General features: G+C 71.3%; 11 protein-coding genes and 2 pseudogenes. 10 read left to right on the top strand and 3 right to left on the bottom strand.

The features are described 5' to 3' along the window. Positions 1-119: 119 nt before the first annotated feature. The 7 genes and pseudogenes from FFT21_RS21115 to FFT21_RS29900 all read left to right on the top strand — a co-directional run. Positions 120-5,609 carry an ATP-binding protein gene (locus FFT21_RS21115; RefSeq protein WP_225978605.1) on the top strand — a complete coding sequence of 1,830 codons (5,490 nt, stop codon included), beginning with the start codon at positions 120-122 and terminating at the stop codon, positions 5,607-5,609. Positions 5,610-5,861: 252 nt separating this feature from the next. Next, positions 5,862-6,071, top strand: a complete 210-nt coding sequence (locus tag FFT21_RS21110) for a heavy-metal-associated domain-containing protein (RefSeq protein WP_137815658.1) — start codon at positions 5,862-5,864, stop codon at positions 6,069-6,071. 6 nt (positions 6,072-6,077) lie between these two features. After that, positions 6,078-8,339 (top strand): heavy metal translocating P-type ATPase, encoded by a 2,262-nt coding sequence (locus FFT21_RS21105; protein WP_137815657.1) that lies wholly within the window; start codon positions 6,078-6,080, stop codon positions 8,337-8,339. A 549-nt stretch (positions 8,340-8,888) separates the two neighbouring features. Next, positions 8,889-9,335, top strand: a complete 447-nt coding sequence (locus tag FFT21_RS21100; RefSeq protein ID WP_137815656.1) for a hypothetical protein — start codon at positions 8,889-8,891, stop codon at positions 9,333-9,335. A 1,052-nt stretch (positions 9,336-10,387) separates the two neighbouring features. Further along, a complete protein-coding gene (locus tag FFT21_RS21090) occupies positions 10,388-11,035 on the top strand; it encodes a YeeE/YedE family protein (RefSeq protein WP_137815654.1) in 648 nt (215 codons plus the stop codon). Further along, the gene (locus tag FFT21_RS21085; protein WP_137815653.1) at positions 11,035-11,451 is read left to right on the top strand and encodes a YeeE/YedE thiosulfate transporter family protein; all 417 of its coding nucleotides are present in this window, start codon (positions 11,035-11,037) and stop codon (positions 11,449-11,451) included. Before FFT21_RS21090 ends, FFT21_RS21085 begins: the two co-directional genes overlap by 1 nt. Before the next feature lie 35 nt (positions 11,452-11,486). Further along, a pseudogene (locus FFT21_RS29900) lies at positions 11,487-11,918 on the top strand (PHP domain-containing protein); the annotation flags it as partial. 75 nt (positions 11,919-11,993) lie between these two features. Here FFT21_RS29900 and FFT21_RS21070 read toward each other — a convergent pair. The 3 genes from FFT21_RS21070 to FFT21_RS21060 form a co-directional block, all read right to left on the bottom strand. Then, on the bottom strand, positions 11,994-12,572 hold the full coding sequence (locus FFT21_RS21070; RefSeq protein ID WP_137815652.1) for a carboxymuconolactone decarboxylase family protein: 579 nt from the start codon (positions 12,570-12,572) through the stop codon (positions 11,994-11,996). 172 nt (positions 12,573-12,744) lie between these two features. Further along, a complete protein-coding gene (locus tag FFT21_RS21065; RefSeq protein WP_137815651.1) occupies positions 12,745-13,614 on the bottom strand; it encodes an alpha/beta fold hydrolase in 870 nt (289 codons plus the stop codon). A 67-nt stretch (positions 13,615-13,681) separates the two neighbouring features. Then, complete coding sequence (locus FFT21_RS21060; protein ID WP_137815650.1) at positions 13,682-14,143, bottom strand: SRPBCC family protein; 462 nt, start codon at positions 14,141-14,143, stop codon at positions 13,682-13,684. A 347-nt stretch (positions 14,144-14,490) separates the two neighbouring features. Between FFT21_RS21060 and FFT21_RS21055 the strand changes: the two are divergent. The 3 genes and pseudogenes from FFT21_RS21055 to FFT21_RS21045 form a co-directional block, all read left to right on the top strand. After that, positions 14,491-14,601, top strand: a pseudogene (locus FFT21_RS21055) (FAD-dependent oxidoreductase); the annotation flags it as partial. Positions 14,602-14,818: 217 nt separating this feature from the next. After that, the gene (locus FFT21_RS21050) at positions 14,819-15,127 is read left to right on the top strand and encodes a transposase (RefSeq protein ID WP_192909668.1); all 309 of its coding nucleotides are present in this window, start codon (positions 14,819-14,821) and stop codon (positions 15,125-15,127) included. Continuing rightward, positions 15,124-15,599: IS3 family transposase (locus tag FFT21_RS21045; protein ID WP_153816566.1), on the top strand; the 476-nt coding region annotated here is incomplete at its 3' end. The genes FFT21_RS21050 and FFT21_RS21045, both read left to right, overlap by 4 nt.

Genomic DNA, 15,599 nt, shown 5'->3' with positions numbered 1-15,599 from the left:
CAAAAATACCGGTTCGGCGCGTCGCGCGGCGGACGACCGCCTACCGGCCGGTAAACCGGGATGCTGGGCGGGCGGCCATGCCGCCTTCGTCTGTCGTCGACTTTGCGAGGCTCGATTCGGTGTTCAGTCGTGTCGCGATCATCAACCGGGGAGAGGCCGCGATGCGGCTCATCCACGCCGTCGGTGAGCTCAACGCGGAGGGCGGGCCGCGGATCGAAACGGTGGCCCTCTACACCGACGCCGACGCCACGGCCACGTTCGTACGGGAGGCGGACCTCGCCTACCGCCTCGGCCCCGCCGCCGCGCGACCCTACCTCGACCTGGCCGTGCTGGAGCGCGCCCTGGTCGAGACCGGGGCCGACGCCGCATGGGTCGGCTGGGGCTTCGTCGCCGAGGACCCGGCGTTCGCCGAGCTGTGCGAGAAGCTGGGTGTGACATTCATCGGCCCGGACCCCGACGCGATGCGCAAGCTGGGTGACAAGATCGGCGCGAAGCTGATCGCCGAGGAAGTCGGCGTTCCGGTCGCACCGTGGAGCCGCGGCCCGGTGGACGACCTCGACGCGGCGCTGGCCGCAGCCGAGCGGATCGGCTACCCGCTGATGCTCAAGGCGACCGCGGGCGGAGGGGGCCGCGGTATCCGCGTCGTCACCAACCCCCGCGAGCTCACCGACGCCTACGAGCGCACCAGGCTGGAGGCCGAGCGCGCCTTCGGCAGCGGTGTGGTGTTCCTGGAGCGCCTGGTCACCGGTGCCCGGCACGTCGAGGTCCAGGTGATCGCCGACGGCCAGGGCACCGCGTGGGCGCTGGGCGTGCGGGACTGCTCCGTGCAGCGCCGCAACCAGAAGATCATCGAGGAGTCGGCCTCGCCGGTACTGTCGGCCGAGCAGGCGGCCGAGCTCAAGGCGGCGGCCGAGCGCCTCACGCTCGCCGTCGGCTACCGCGGCGCCGGCACCGTGGAGTTCCTCTACCACCCGAAGGAGCGGCTGTTCGCCTTTCTCGAGGTGAACACCCGGCTGCAGGTCGAGCACCCGATCACCGAGGCGACCACCGGTATGGACCTCGTCAAGGCCCAGTTGCACGTGGCCGCGGGCGGGAGGCTGACCGGCCCGCGGCCCGCGGAGCTGGGGCATGCGGTCGAGGCGCGGCTCAACGCAGAGGACCCGGACCGCGACTTCGCGCCCGCCCCCGGCCGCATCGCGCTGCTCGACCTGCCCGCCGGCCCGGGCATCCGGGTCGACACCGGCGTGAGCGAGGGCGACGAGATCCCGGCCGACTTCGACTCGATGATCGCCAAGATCATCGCCTACGGCCGTACCCGCGACGAGGCGCTGTCCCGGCTGCGCCGGGCGATGCGGGAGACGACCGTCCTCATCGAGGGCGGCACCACGAACAAGAGCTTCGTGCTCGACCTGCTCGACGCGCCCGAGGTGATCGAAGGAAGCGCCGACACCGGCTGGATCGACCGGGTGCGGGCCGAGGGTCGGCTGGTGTCGCAGCAGCACTCCGGCGTCGCGCTGGCTGCCGCGGCGATCGAGGCCTACCAGGACGAGAAGCAGGCCGAGGTGCAGCGGCTGCTGTCCACCGCGCACGGCGGGCGCCCGCAGGTGCGGCACGAGAGCGGCCGCCCGATCGACCTCACGCTGCGCGGCGCGGGCTACCGGCTCACCGTCGCCGAGACCGGCGCGGGCCGCTACCGCGTCGGGTTCGTCACGGGCGACGACGTGCGGACCGTCGACGCGGTGCTGGAGCGGTTCGGCGAGCACACCGGGCAGATCCACCTCAACGGTCACCGGTTCCGCCTGGTCACGGGCACCCACGGGCCGATCCACCTGGTCGAGGTCGACGGCGTCACGCACCGGATCAGCCGGGACGAGGGCGGCGTCGTGCGCTCCCCGGCGCCCGCGCTGGTGGTCGCCACGCCGGTCGCGCCCGGCGACGAGGTCGAGGCCGGCGCCCCGGTGCTGGTGCTGGAGAGTATGAAGATGGAGAACGTGCTGCGGGCGCCGTTCCGCGCGGTCGTGCGCGAGTGCGCGGTGTCCGTCGGCAGCCAGGTCGAGACCGGCGCGCCGCTGCTGCGCCTGGAGCCGGTCGGCGAAGCTGGCGCCGAGTCCTCGTCCGGGGCCGCCGCGATCGACCTGGACCTGCCCGCCGAGCCGGACGGGCTCTCCGCCGAACATCGGGCGCAACGCTGCCTGGCGGACCTGCGCAGCATGCTGCTCGGCTTCGACGTCGACCCGCGCGACGGCGGCCGCACGCTGGCCGGTTACCTCGCCGCGCGGGCGGAGCTGCCGCACCGGCCGCTGGAAGCCGAGATCGGGCTGCTGGAGCTCTTCGCCGACCTGTCCGAGCTCAGCCGCAACAAACCGGAAGGCGAGGAGACCAGGGCCGAGACGCGGGTACACAGCCCGCGCGAGCACTTCCACACCTACCTGCAGAGCCTCGACGCCGAGCGGGCCGGGCTGTCCGAGACCTTCCAGGGCCGCCTCGCCCGCGTGCTGGGCCACTACGGGGTCGACGGGCTGGATCGCACCCCCGCGCTGGAAGAGGCGGTGTTCCGGATCTTCCTCGCGCAGCAGCGCGCCACCTCCGACGCCGCCGTGATCACCGGGGTGCTGCAGCAGTGGCTCACCGAAGCGCCCCCGCGCGGCGAACTGCGGCAGACCGTCGGGCAGGCGCTGGAACGGCTGATCGTGGCGACCCAGCTGCGTTTCCCGCTGATCGGGGACCTCGCACGCAGCCTGGTGTTCCGGTGGTTCGCCCAACCGCTGCTGCGCCGCACCCGCGCCGAGGTCTACACCCGGGTGCGCCGCCACCTGCGGTACCTCGACCAGCACCCGGACGCGGCCGACCGCGACCAGCGGATCGCCGACATGGTCGCCAGCCCCGAGCCGCTGGTACGGCTGCTGGCTCAGCGCATCGACCGTCCCGGCGCCGACGCCGGCCCCCTGCTCGAGGTGCTCAGCCGCCGCTACTACCGCGAGCACGGGCTGTCCGGCGTGCGCTGCGAGTCGATCCGGAACCGGCCGTTCGTCACCTGCGGCTACCAGGTCGGCGGCCGGCCGCAGCAGCTGCTGGCGACGGTCGCCGACTTCGGTGACCTTTCCGGCGCGCTGGCGGCGGTGGGGGAGGTGGCCGCCGCGGTGCCGGACTCGACCCCTCTCGTCGCCGACATCTACCTCACCTGGGCCGGCCAGCCCACCGACGCCGACGTCATGGCCGCCGAACTGCGTGCGGCACTGTCCGCGGCCGCGCTGCCCAGCGGGCTGCGCCGGGTCACCACGACGGTCGCCGGGAGCAGCGGTGCCGTGCTGCACCACCACTTCACGTTCCGGCCGTCCTCGGACGGGTTCGGCGAGGACCGGTTGATCCGCGGCCTGCACCCGCTCATCGCGCAACGGCTGCAACTGTGGCGGCTGCGCCACTTCGACCTGACCCGGCTGCCCTCCGCCGACGAGGACGTCTACCTGCTGCGCTGCGTCGCGCCGAGGAACCCGTCCGACGAACGGCTGGTGGCGATGGCGCAGGTCCGTGACCTCACCCCGCTGCGTGACGACGAGGGCCGTATCCACGCGCTTCCCGCGGTCGAGGGCGCGCTCGCCGCATGCCTCGACGCGATCCGCAAGGTCCAGGCGCAGCGCCCGGCGAAGGAGCGGCTGGACACCAACCGGATCGTGCTCTACGTCTGGCCACCGAGCGACCTCACGCCAGAGGACCTCGAGGCGGTCGCCCAGCGTGTCGTACCCACCACGGCGGGCGCCGGGGTCGAGGAGGTGCTCGTCCTCGGGCGCCAGCGCGACGCGGAGACCGGGCAGCCGCGCCCGACCGCGGTGCGCATCTCCTACGACGTGGCGACCGGCGTCCGGCTGGCGGTCACCGAACCGCCGTCCGAGCCGATCCAGCCGCTGGACGACTACGGGCAGAAGGTGCTGCGGGCACGGCGCCGCGGCACGGTCTACCCGTACGAGCTGACCAACATGATCGCCGGGTCGGGCGGGTCGTTCACCGAGTACGACCTCGACGACTCCGGCGCGCTGGCCCCGGTCGACCGGCCCAAGGGCCTCAACAAGGCCGGAATCGTGACCGGAGTGGCGACCACGCCGACCGAGCGGTACCCGGAGGGCATGACGCGGGTGGTGCTCCTCGGCGACCCGACGAAGGCGCTGGGCGCACTGTCCGAACCGGAGTGTGCCAGGGTGATCGCGGCGCTGGACCTGGCGGAGCGGCTGCGGGTGCCGGTGGAGTGGTACGCGTTGTCCGCGGGTGCACGCATCGCGATGGACTCGGGCACCGAGAACATGGACTGGATCGCGGCCGCGCTGCGCCGCATCGTGCACTTCACCCAGAACGGCGGCGAGATCAACATCGTGGTGGCCGGCATCAACGTCGGCGCCCAGCCGTACTGGAACGCCGAGGCCACGATGCTCATGCACACCAGGGGCATCCTCGTGATGACCCCGGACTCGGCGATGGTACTGACCGGCAAGCAGTCACTGGACTTCTCCGGCGGCGTTTCCGCCGAGGACAACTTCGGCATCGGCGGCTACGACCGGGTGATGGGCCCGAACGGTCAGGCGCAGTACTGGGCGCCGGACCTGCGGGCCGCGCACGCCGTGCTGCTGGCGCACTACGACCACAGCTACGTGCTGCCGGGCGAGGACGGGCCGCGCAGGGCCGTGACCTCCGACCCGGTCGACCGGGACATCTCCGACTATCCGCACGCCGTTGTGGGCAGCGACTTCAGGACGGTCGGGGAGATCTTCTCCCGGGAGGCCAACCCGGACCGCAAGAAGCCGTTCGACATCCGCACGGTGATGCGCGCGGTGTCCGACCAGGACCACCCGATCCTGGAGCGCTGGGCCGGCATGGCCGACGCGGAGACCGCCGTGGTACAGGACGTGCACCTGGGCGGCTGGCCGGTGTGCCTGCTAGGCATCGAGTCGCGGTCGGTGCCGCGGCGCGGCTTCCCGCCCACCGACGGCCCGGACACCTACACCGCCGGCACGCTGTTCCCGCGGTCGTCGAAGAAGGTCGCGCGGGCCATCAACGCGGCAAGCGGTAACCGGCCGCTGGTGGTGCTGGCGAACCTGTCCGGGTTCGATGGGTCGCCGGAGTCGATGCGCAAACTGCAGCTCGAGTACGGCGCCGAGATCGGCCGTGCGGTCGTCAACTTCCGCGGCCCCATCGTGTTCTGTGTCATCTCGCGCTATCACGGTGGCGCGTTCGTCGTCTTCTCCAAGGCGCTCAACCCGAACATGACGGTGCTTGCCGTGGACGGCTCGTACGCCTCGGTGCTGGGCGGCGCCCCGGCCGCGGCGGTGGTGTTCGCCGCCGAGGTCAAGGCACGCACCGCGGGCGACCCGCGGGTGGCGGAGCTGGAAGCGCGCGTCGCCTCGGCCGAGGGGGCGGAACGAGCCGCGCTCCTGACCCGGCTGGCGGACGTGCGGGCACAGGTGCGTGCGGAGAAGCTGGGCGAGGTCGCGGCCGAGTTCGACAGTGTGCACTCGATTCAGCGGGCTCAGCGAGTGGGTTCGGTGGACGCGATCATCCGGCCGGAGGAGTTGCGGCCGCAGATCATCGCCGCTGTGGAGCGCGGTCTGGCCCGGGCGTAGCGGTGCGGTTGTCCCAGCCGTCCGGCGCGGAGCTTTTCGGGAGGGAGCCGTCCGCCACTGTGGAGCTGACGGTTGCGCTTCGCGTACCCGCCGCCGGGCCGGAGCGTGGGGACCGTCAGCCTTGGCCGGTCACACGCGCACGCCCCTCGAGGAAGCTGACGACCGCTCGATCAGTGAGATCGGCGGAACCGTGCGGTGGCCCTGACCGACCCTGTGATCGTCGACGATCACCGGGCAAGGTGAGGAGAGCTGATGACGACGCGGTCCGTCTACACGGTGCGCGGGATGAGCTGCGGGCACTGCGCGACGTTGGTAAGCGAGGAGCTGGGCGCGCTGGGCGGGGTGCTGAAGGTGGAGGTGGACGTGGCCACCGGGCGGGTGATGGTGACCAGCGCGGACCCGTTGCCGGCCGATCGGATCGGCGCTGCGGTCGGGCGCCTGGGCTACGAGCTCGTCCGGTAGGCGTCCATGAGCGAGACGGTGCGCGAACCCGCACTGAGCCAGCGGATCGAACTGACCATCGGCGGGATGACCTGCGCCTCCTGCGCGGCCCGGGTGGAACGCAAGCTGAACAAGCTGCCCGGGGTGCGAGCCACGGTCAACTACGCCACGCGGAAGGCCCTGGTGGAGCACCAGACGGCGGTCTCCGTCGCCGACCTGGTGGCGACCGTGGAGGCCGCCGGCTACACCGCCGAGGTGCCGCGCTCCGCCGAACCCGCAGGGCTCGCGTCGCCCTCCGAAACCGATCCGGTGGCCGAACTGCGGCAGCGACTGGCCGTGTGCCTGGCGCTGACGCTGCCGGTGGTGGCGCTGGCGATGGTGCCGCCGCTGCAGTTCCTGCAGTGGCAGTGGGCCTGCCTGACCCTGGCGGCGCCGGTGGCGGTGTGGGGCGCCTGGCCGTTCCACCGGGCCGCGTGGACCAACCTGCGGCACGGCACGGTCACCATGGACACCCTGGTGTCGCTGGGCGTGTCCGTGGCGTTCCTGTGGTCGCTGTACGCCCTGTTCGTCGGCGGTGCGGGCATGCCGTGGCGGCACCACACCTTCGAGTTGATCCTGCGTCCCTCGGCGTTGCTGCCGGACAGCTACCTGGAGGTGGCCGCGGGGGTGACCACGTTCCTGCTGGCGGGCCGCTACGTCGAGGCCCGGTCCCGGCACCGGGCCGGCGCGGCGCTGCGCGCGCTGCTGGAACTGGGCGCGAAGGACGTGGCCGTGCTGCGCGACGGCCGCGAGCAGCGCGTTGCCGTCGAGCACCTGGCGGTGGGCGAGGTGTTCGTGGTGCGGCCCGGGGAGAAGATCGCCACCGACGGCGTGGTCCAGGAGGGTCGGTCGGCGGTGGATGCGAGCATGTTGACCGGGGAGTCGGTGCCGGTGGAGGTGGCGCCCGGCGACACCGTGGTGGGCGGCTCGGTGAACAGCGGCGGGCGGCTGGTGGTGCGCGTCACCCGGGTCGGCTCGGACACCCACCTCGCCCGGATCGCCGCGCTGGTGGAACGGGCACAGACCCGCAAGGCCGCGGTGCAACGGCTGGCCGACCGGATCTCCGCGGTGTTCGTCCCGGGGGTGCTCGGGCTGTCGGTGCTGACGCTGGTGTTCTGGCTGGGCGCCGGCGCCCCGGTGGAGGGCGCGGTCACCACCGCTGCCGCCGTACTGATCATCGCCTGCCCGTGCGCTCTCGGCCTGGCCACGCCCACCGCGCTGCTGGTCGGCTGCGGGCGCGGCGCCCAGTTGGGCATCCTGGTCAACGGCCCGGAGGCGCTGGAACGCAGCCACCGGGTGGACACCGTGGTGCTGGACAAGACCGGCACCGTCACCACCGCGACGATGAGCCTGCTGGCCGTGCACCCCGCCGGCGGGGTGTCGGAGGCGGAGGTGTTGCGGCTGGCCGGCGCGGTGGAGCACGCCTCCGAGCACCCCATCGGCCGGGCGATCGCCACCGCGGCCGCCGAGCGGGCGGGCGCCCTGGCGCCGCTCGCGGACTTCCGCGCCCACCCGGGCCTGGGTGCCGAGGGCACCGTCGACGGCCGCATGGTGCTGGTCGGTCGGCCGGCCTTGCTGGAACAGCGCGACATCTCCTGCCCCGAGGAACTGCGCCGGGCCGTCGCCGCCGCCGAGCAGGCCGGGCGGACAGCGGTCGCCGTGGCCTGGGACGGGCAGGCCCGCGCGGTGCTCGCGGTGGCCGACACGGTCCGGCCCACATCGGCGCAGGCGGTGCGGGAACTGCGCGCCCTCGGATTGCGTCCGGTACTGCTCACCGGCGACTCGCCGGCCGTGGCCCGCGCGGTGGCCGCCGAGGTCGGCATCGACGAGGTGATCGCCGGGGTGCTGCCCGAGGACAAGGTGCGTGCCGTCGAGGACCTGCGCGCCGAAGGGCACGTGGTGGCGATGGTCGGCGACGGGGTCAACGACGCCGCCGCGCTGGCCGCCGCCGACCTCGGCCTGGCCATGGGCAGCGGCACCGACGCCGCCATCCACGCCAGCGACCTCACCCTCGTCCGCGCCGACCTGCGCGCCGCCGTGGACGCCATCCGGCTGGCCCGGCGGACCTTCGCCACCATCCGGACCAACCTGTTCTGGGCCTTCGCCTACAACCTGGCCGCCCTGCCGTTGGCCGCCGCCGGCCTGCTCAACCCGATGATCGCCGGCGCGGCGATGGCCTGCTCCAGCTGCCTCGTCGTGTCCAACAGCCTGCGACTACGCCGCTTCCGCAGCGCGGACCCGGTCACCTGACGGCCGCGGGCGGGACGCGACCGGGCGGGTGGTGGCGCCCCTGGGTGCCCCCGTCGTTGCGGCCCGTGGCCCGGCGCCCCGCGCGCGGCGGGGGAGGAGCGCGGCGGGGGCGCCGGGCCTGTCGCCGATAAGGGGGCAATCGGCGGCGCCGACCGGGGAGAGTCGGCGGTCGGAGTGGGACCGACACGGGGCAGGCTAGGCCCAGTCGACGGTTGAGCTCCACCCGTAAACCACACCGCTTTCCCGCTCGCGCCTGTTGTCACCGATCAATGCGAAAGTTTCTCCGGTTCGATGCTACTGTCGGCGCTTCCGTGATCGGCGGCGCGGGCGGATTCGACGCAGTACGCCCCCCTCTCTCGGCAGCCACCGCGTCCGGGACCACGCTGTGTCTGCCGGGCGCGGCCGGTCTGCTGCAGATGGCTGAAATTTGCAGATCGCAAGTCCAGTGTCACTACGGTCAAGGTTGGACCGGTTGACGAGGGTCTCTGTGGCTTTATGACATGGGGGTGCCTTTCACCGCGGGCGTGGCGCTGATTAGTCTGCTACGCGATGGCCATCGGGCATGGGGTGACAGCCGAGCACAATCGCGTCATCACCGACCGCTCATTGTGGGTGCGGTTGCACGCCGTTCTGGCCAACCATCCCGTGGTGACCGCCGGGCTCGACACGTCGGCGGCCGGGCATGGGGCCCCGCAGCACGCGGTGCGGCAGATCGACCGCCTCGCCGACCACCTGAGGCTCGCGATGTTGCCCGGTGAGCAACCGGCACAGCCCGGAACGGCCCGTGCGGTCGCACGCTGGCTGGTCGACATCTGCGGGGCTTTCGTGCGGGCGTGGTCGCGGCGCCCCGCGTCCACGCCGGCCGAGCGCCGGCAGTTCGACCAGGACCTGGAGTGCCTGGTGGCCATCCTCACCGGCGTCGCCGCCACCACGCCACCGCACCTCACCGCACACCGCAGCGAGCCGGTCGACGAACGCGCTGGCACCGCGTGGTAGCCGGCGGGCGGCCCGCACAGGCCGCCGGCACGGTGACTCGGCCTCCGTTTGACGCGGTCATTGACGAACTGGGCCGCGCGGTGACGAGGTGGAAACCGGAATGGTGGACGTGGTGGACCGTTCGCCAGCGAAGGTCTGGGTATTGGCAGCGTGGGAACCCAGGCGTATCTGTCGAGTGTTCTATCTCACGACGCGGCACAAATCTGCCATCCACTGTCCGGTGAGGACACACCCCATGTCTTCCTCGGCACGTCTGGGTGAATACCGGAGGTGTCCCACGGCTCGAACCAGCGCGCTGAAGATACCCAGGTAATGACTTGACGAAGCGGCGGTGAGGCCAATTCGGTGGTGTGTCGGGCCCGAACATGGCGCGGGGTGTTCACCACCGGGACGCCGTGCCTACACTCCCCGACGCTCCGAGATCACGGCTCGGTTTCTGCGACGGCAAGAACGACGAGACCGCGCTGTACCGCCTTCCCAGTCGGGCGGGTGCGCCGGTCAGAAGGGAGCGAGGTGGCCTGCTCGCACGCCGTAGGATGTCCCCTTTTCCCCCTGCTCAAGGCGAGCTTACAGAGTTGGCGCGACTACTACTGCGACAGCGAGGACCGGTGGCGCGAATGCGCGCGCTACCAGTTGGCGCTCACCGGCGAGCGCGTGCCGATCAGCCTGTTGCCGAACGGACGCCATGCGCAACACCTCAGACAGGCAGCCGACGCGGGCCGGTCCGGCGCGGCCGATCCGCGGCAGGCATTCGGGCAGGCCCCACCGCCGCGGCATCACCCGGGGTCGGCGGAGCCCGCATCGTGGTTCCACCCGGTACCGCCCCGGCAGCCTGAGCCGCCGTCCCGACCGGGAACCGGGGCAGCGGAGACCACGGCCCAGTTCGAACCGGCACCTCCGCCGGCTCCAGCCTGGTATCACCGGGCGTCACCCGCTCCGGCTCACCAGCCCCCACCCAACCCACCAGAACACCCCGCCCCCAGCAGACCGCAGGCCCCCGGCTCCAGGCGCGGCTGGTGGGCCCGGCTCGTCGACTGGATGAGAGGCCCCGCATGAGTAGCTACTGGCCCTGGTGGGCGGGCGCGATCGGGCTCGCTCTGGTCACCATCGGCTACACCGTCGCCACCGATCGATCCCTCGGGGTGTCCTCGGCGTGGGATCGCGTGGTGCACTGGCGCCGCGAGCGCGACCTCGAGCGAGTGGAGGAGGAGTTCACCGACGACCGCGCGCTCGCCGACGCGCTTGCCGCGGCCACCGCCGAGCACTTCGGAACCGCCCCCGCCGTACCCATGCCGCCGCACGGCGATACGCGGCCGCCGGAACCAGCGGCCGAGTCGACGCCGGGCGAGAACCCCTCGGCGACGGGCCTCCGACCGGCCCCGGTCGTCACCCAGGCCGCCCTGCTGGTGTCGATCGTCCTCGGCGGATGGATCGCCGCGATCACGTCCGGGCGGTTCCAGGTTCGCTTCGACATGGGCCCGGATTTCCGGGACCTGGTCACCGCCAACCCCACCACCATGGTCATCGTGTTGTTCGTCGGGGGAGTGCTGGTGGGATTTGGCACCCGGCTGGCCGGCGGGTGCAGCTCCGGCCACGGGCTCAGCGGCTGCGGCCGGCTCCGCCCGGTCAGCATCGTGGCGACCGCCGTGTTCTTCGGCATCGCCGTCGCGGTGTCGTTCCTGCTGTGGAAGGTGATCTGATGCGTACCCGGGGCGCCGTTCTGCTGGCCAACATCATCACCGGGTTGGCCCTCGGCTACACCGTCGCCAACATCGGGTTCGGCGATTACGGCGAACTGAACCGTATGTTCACCTTCCAGGACCTGCGCATGTTCCTCGCCTTCGCCGGCGCCGTCGTGATCATCGCGGTGGCGTTCGCTCTGCTGCGGGTTCGTCGCACTCCGGGGCGCATCCACGCGGGCGTGATCCCCGGCGCGGTCCTGTTCGGCACCGGCTGGGCGATCTCCGGTGGCTGCCCGGCAATCCCGATCGTCCAGGTCGCCAGCGGCTACCTGCCCGCGCTGGTCACGATCGCCGGCGTGGTCGTGGGTATCCGGCTGTGCCGCTGGGCCAACGCCCGTTATTTCCACCTCGACCGCGGCTCCTGCGGGCTGTAGGAGCTTCCGACGGCGACGGAAGACAGGGTGGTCCCAGTCGCCGCCTCGCCATTGCCAACGGCCTCTCCGCGCAGCGACTGCGGCGGCAGCTGGACCTGGTGGCCGAGCTCAACAGCGAACTCGCGCCATTCCGCATCCTTACCGGGATCGAGGTCGACATCCTTTCCGACGGTGGCGTCGACCAGGAAGAGGAACTGCTCGAACGGCTCGACGTGGTCGTCGCCAGTGTGCACTCCCAGTTGCGGATGCCCGCCGCCGAGATGACCGATCGGATGCTGACCGCGATCGCCAATCCACACGTCGACGTGCTTGGGCACTGCACCGGGCGACTGGTGGCGGGCCGGGGCCGGCCGGAGTCGACGTTCGACGCCGAGGCGGTGTTCGGCGCGCCTCGCGGTGGCGGTGGGTCGCGTCCCGTCGCGGGCGGCGTCGGCCCACCGCAGCCAGGTCTCCTGGACGATCCTCGGCCTCGGCGGCGGAGCCGAGCCTCTCGCAGGCGACGGTGAAGAGCAGGCTGCGGTGGGTGACGAACGGGTCGTCGGTCATGTCGTCGGGGCTACGGGGAGCGGCTTGAGACCGCAGGCGGCCGAGAACTCCTGCGACTTGATGCCGAACGCGGTGTTGGTACGGGTGTAGAGGTTCGCCAGCGCGATGAACGCGGTCAGCTCCACCAGCGCGGGCGCGCCGAGCTGGTCGAGCAGCCGCGCGGACATCTCGTCGGTGACCGTCGGCGGGGTCTGCGTCATCGCTTCGGCGTACTCCATGACGTCGCGCTCCAGCGGCGTGAAGACATCCGACTCACGCCACCTGGGCACCTCACGTGCCTTGGTCACGTCGAGTCCCTCGTTGTGGGCTTGGAAGTAGCCGAGGTCCAGGCAGAAGCCGCAGCCGACCAAGCTGGCCACCGCCATGTGGGCGAAGGACTTCAGGTTCTCGTCACACTGGTCCCACTTCTGGGTCTGACGACCGAGGCTGAAGCTGAAGCTCAGCACCTTCCGGTTGTGCCACGCGACCTCGACCGGCTCGGGCACGTCGCCGAACATCCTGCGGGACATCCGCTTGACCACAGCGCCGTATACACCCGTCAGCTCGGCCTTCGGGATCCGGGTACTGCTGGCCATGATTCCTCCTCCGGTTGGGTGCTCTCGGCATGGAGACACCAGCCACGGGCCGAATGTGACACCCGAGCCGGATTTTCTTGCCAGCCGTCAGAGTTCCAGCACTCCGACCCACGCCTCCCGTCCTCGCACACTTCACCCCGGCCTCGTCACCAGGGGTCTCTGGGGACGACCGTCAGCGCGCATCGTCGAGGACCCCGCGCAGCTTGCGCGCGAAGGCCTCGGGCTGCCCGGCGTAGCCGGAGTCGCCACCGAGGAAGCCGCCGTGGTGGCTCGGGAACACCGTCGCCTGCTGACCGAGCAGCCTGGCCGTCGCCACCGAGGTGCGTCCGGTGAACATGTCTCGGGACTCCTCGCCCACGGCGATCACGACCCGCGTCCGCGCCGCGGTCAGCGCGTCGACGTCGGGGCGGTAGCTGCTGACCGCCCAGGACCGGTCGGAGAGCAGCGGATCGTCACGGGAGCCGTCATCCTCGGCCGGCATCCCGAACGCGGCGGCATCCGGCGCGGGCTGGGCGAAGTACTCGTCGGTGAACTCGCCCCGCCACGACGTCATCGCGATGAAGGCCGCCATGCCGGCACCCCAGCCCTTGGCCTCGTACGCGTCCCGGACGCGCGCCCGGGCGCGCTCGGCAGCCTGGGCGTCGGGGAGAACCGGAATGAGCGGCGGCTCGTGCGCCACCAGGATGGTCACGTCGTCGGGGTACGCGGCCACGAGGGCGAGTGCGGTCACCGCGCCGCCGCTGCTCGCGAACATCTCGACCGGGCCCGCGCCGAGCGCCTCGATGACGGCGTGCACGTCGGCAGCCTGGGTTGTGGGCGCATGGTCGACCCGGCCGTCCTTGCGGGTGCTGCGGCCGAGGCCGCGCGGGTCGTAGGTCACCACAGTGCGGTCGGGGAAGTGCGACGCCAACGTGCTGAAGCCGCTGGCGTCCATGGGCTGGCCGATCATCACCAACGGTGGGCGTCCGTCGGTGGTGGGCAGCGGTCCGTGAACGTCGTAGGCGAGGTCGACCTCGGGAATCTCGAGCAGGTGCGTAGTCATAACCGAGTAGACACCTTCCCCGTCGAGAACTCATCGCACCCCTGGGCGCCAGTGGTCCCGTCGGCGGTTAGCGCTCCACGTAGGCGGCAAGATGCGCCAGCGACGAGGCGAGCCCGGCGGCGTGATCTTCGGCGCGGATACCGGCAGGAACGTCGTCCGCGCGGATCTCGACGCGAGCCCCGCCGTCGGCTTTCGTGACCTCCCAGGTCATGGTCATTGTGCCGGCATAGGCGGGGTCGTCCGAGACGAAGTCCACGGCCAGCACGACCCTTGTGCCGGAGATGATGTCAACGAACCGCGCTTCGACGACGTCGGAGTCCGCGGTGGTCTTGCCCGCTGCCTCCGAGGCGTCCGCGTAGGTCAGGATCATCCGAAATGACCCGCCGGGCCGCGCGTCAAATCGTTCGAGTTCGCCGCTCATCCCGTCAGGGGGTAGCCAGGCCGTCAGCGCGTCCGGGTCGACGAGGGCGGCGTAGACGCGCTCAACCGGGGCGGAGATCACACGCGAGGCTGTGTCCGTCCGTGTCACAGCAGCGCATCGTACCTGCGTGTCAGCGGTCCGCTGCGGGGTAGAACTCGTCGCGGCGGCCTGGTGACCGGACTTCGTCACTGTGGCTCAATGCCGCGCCGTGCTCGCCCGGACGCCGGAAAGGGGGTGCCCACCCCCTGCCACTCTCAACATATAGCGCACGGGTGGTCTTGCGGCAATACCCGGGTCGTGCCGCAGAATTCTCGGCCGAGGCCAGGGGCTGCGGAAATCAGAGGTTCACGAAGTACCTGTTTTTGTCGACGTATGGGGAGGGGAGACGTCGAACCGGCGGTGGGACTCGCGGTGCGGCTGGCCGAAATTCAATCTCGCCGAATGGGGATTTTTTCGTGGTTGACGTGATCGTGGTCGGCGGTGGACCGACCGGCTTGATGCTGGCCAGCGAGTTGCGGTTGCACGGTGTGCACGTGCTCGTGCTGGAGAAGGAAGCGGAGCCGACCAGGTATTGAGCGGGAACAGTTCGGTTGCCTACATGATCGCGTAGCGGACGTGAGGGGCGTGGAAGTAGCCGCTGACAAGGCGTGGCTGGCGTTGGCGGCGTCGCAGGAAGCGCCGGGTCTCGTGCGCGAGGTCATCGGTCGAGCGGGCGCGGGAGGCGTGGACGGGGACCTCCCCCCGTTGACCGGACACCTCAGATGACAGGAGAGAGTGTTCGCTGTGGGAGAGCGACCGACGGTGAAGCGGGCTCGTCGGAGGTTCACCGACGAGTTCAAGCGTGATGCCGTGGAGTTGGTCCGTACCTCGGGAAAGTCGATCGCCGAGGTGGCCCGCGAGCTAGGGATCTATGACTCCACGCTTGGCAACTGGGTCAAGGCCGACCGCATCGACCGTGGTGAACAGGAGGGCCTGACCACCGAGGAGCGGGCGCGGCTGCGGGAGCTGGAACGGGAGAACGCCCGGCTGCGTATGGAGCGGGAGCTGCTCAAGCGAGCCGTGGCCTTCTGGGTGAAGGAGTCGACCGAGTGACCCGCTACCGCTTCGTCGACTCCCAGAAGGCCGACGGGTTCCCGGTAGCGGCAGCCTGCCAGGCCGCGCAGGTGTCTACCTCGGCCTACTATGCGTGGAAGGAGCGCGAGCAGGAAGGACCCGGCGACGCTGAACGAGCGGAGCAACGGCTGCTGGCCGAGATACGCGCGATTCACGAAGAGTCGGGCCGGACCTACGGGTCCCCGCGGATGACCGCCGAGTTACGCCGCCGCGGATGGCGGGTGAACCACAAGCGGGTGGAGCGGCTCATGCGTGACAACGACATCGTCGGGGAGCTACCGAAGCGGCGGTGCCGCACAACGATCCCTGACCAGGGGCCCACATCCGTCCCCGACCGGCTCCGGGGCGACTTCAAGCCCACCGCGCCCGACATCGCGTGGGCCGGGGACATCACGTATATCCCGACGCGCGAGGGGTGGCTCTACCTGGCGACCGTAGTTGACCTGGGGTC

Origin of the sequence: Gandjariella thermophila (assembly GCF_005405885.1) — a bacterium.
Classification (GTDB): Bacteria; Actinomycetota; Actinomycetes; order Mycobacteriales; family Pseudonocardiaceae; genus Gandjariella; species Gandjariella thermophila.
This window is presented reverse-complemented; position numbering and strand designations above follow the sequence as displayed.

Bases quoted from the DNA above. Each gene is read 5' to 3' on its own strand.
- FFT21_RS21100 (WP_137815656.1), top strand. From the start codon at position 8,889: ATGGCCATCGGGCATGGGGTGACAGCCGAGCACAATCGCGTCATCACC.
- FFT21_RS21105 (WP_137815657.1), top strand. From the start codon at position 6,078: ATGAGCGAGACGGTGCGCGAACCCGCACTGAGCCAGCGGATCGAACTG.
- FFT21_RS21085 (WP_137815653.1), top strand. From the start codon at position 11,035: ATGCGTACCCGGGGCGCCGTTCTGCTGGCCAACATCATCACCGGGTTG.
- FFT21_RS21110 (WP_137815658.1), top strand. From the start codon at position 5,862: ATGACGACGCGGTCCGTCTACACGGTGCGCGGGATGAGCTGCGGGCAC.
- FFT21_RS21070 (WP_137815652.1), bottom strand. From the start codon at position 12,572: ATGGCCAGCAGTACCCGGATCCCGAAGGCCGAGCTGACGGGTGTATAC.
- FFT21_RS21090 (WP_137815654.1), top strand. From the start codon at position 10,388: ATGAGTAGCTACTGGCCCTGGTGGGCGGGCGCGATCGGGCTCGCTCTG.
- FFT21_RS21065 (WP_137815651.1), bottom strand. From the start codon at position 13,614: ATGACTACGCACCTGCTCGAGATTCCCGAGGTCGACCTCGCCTACGAC.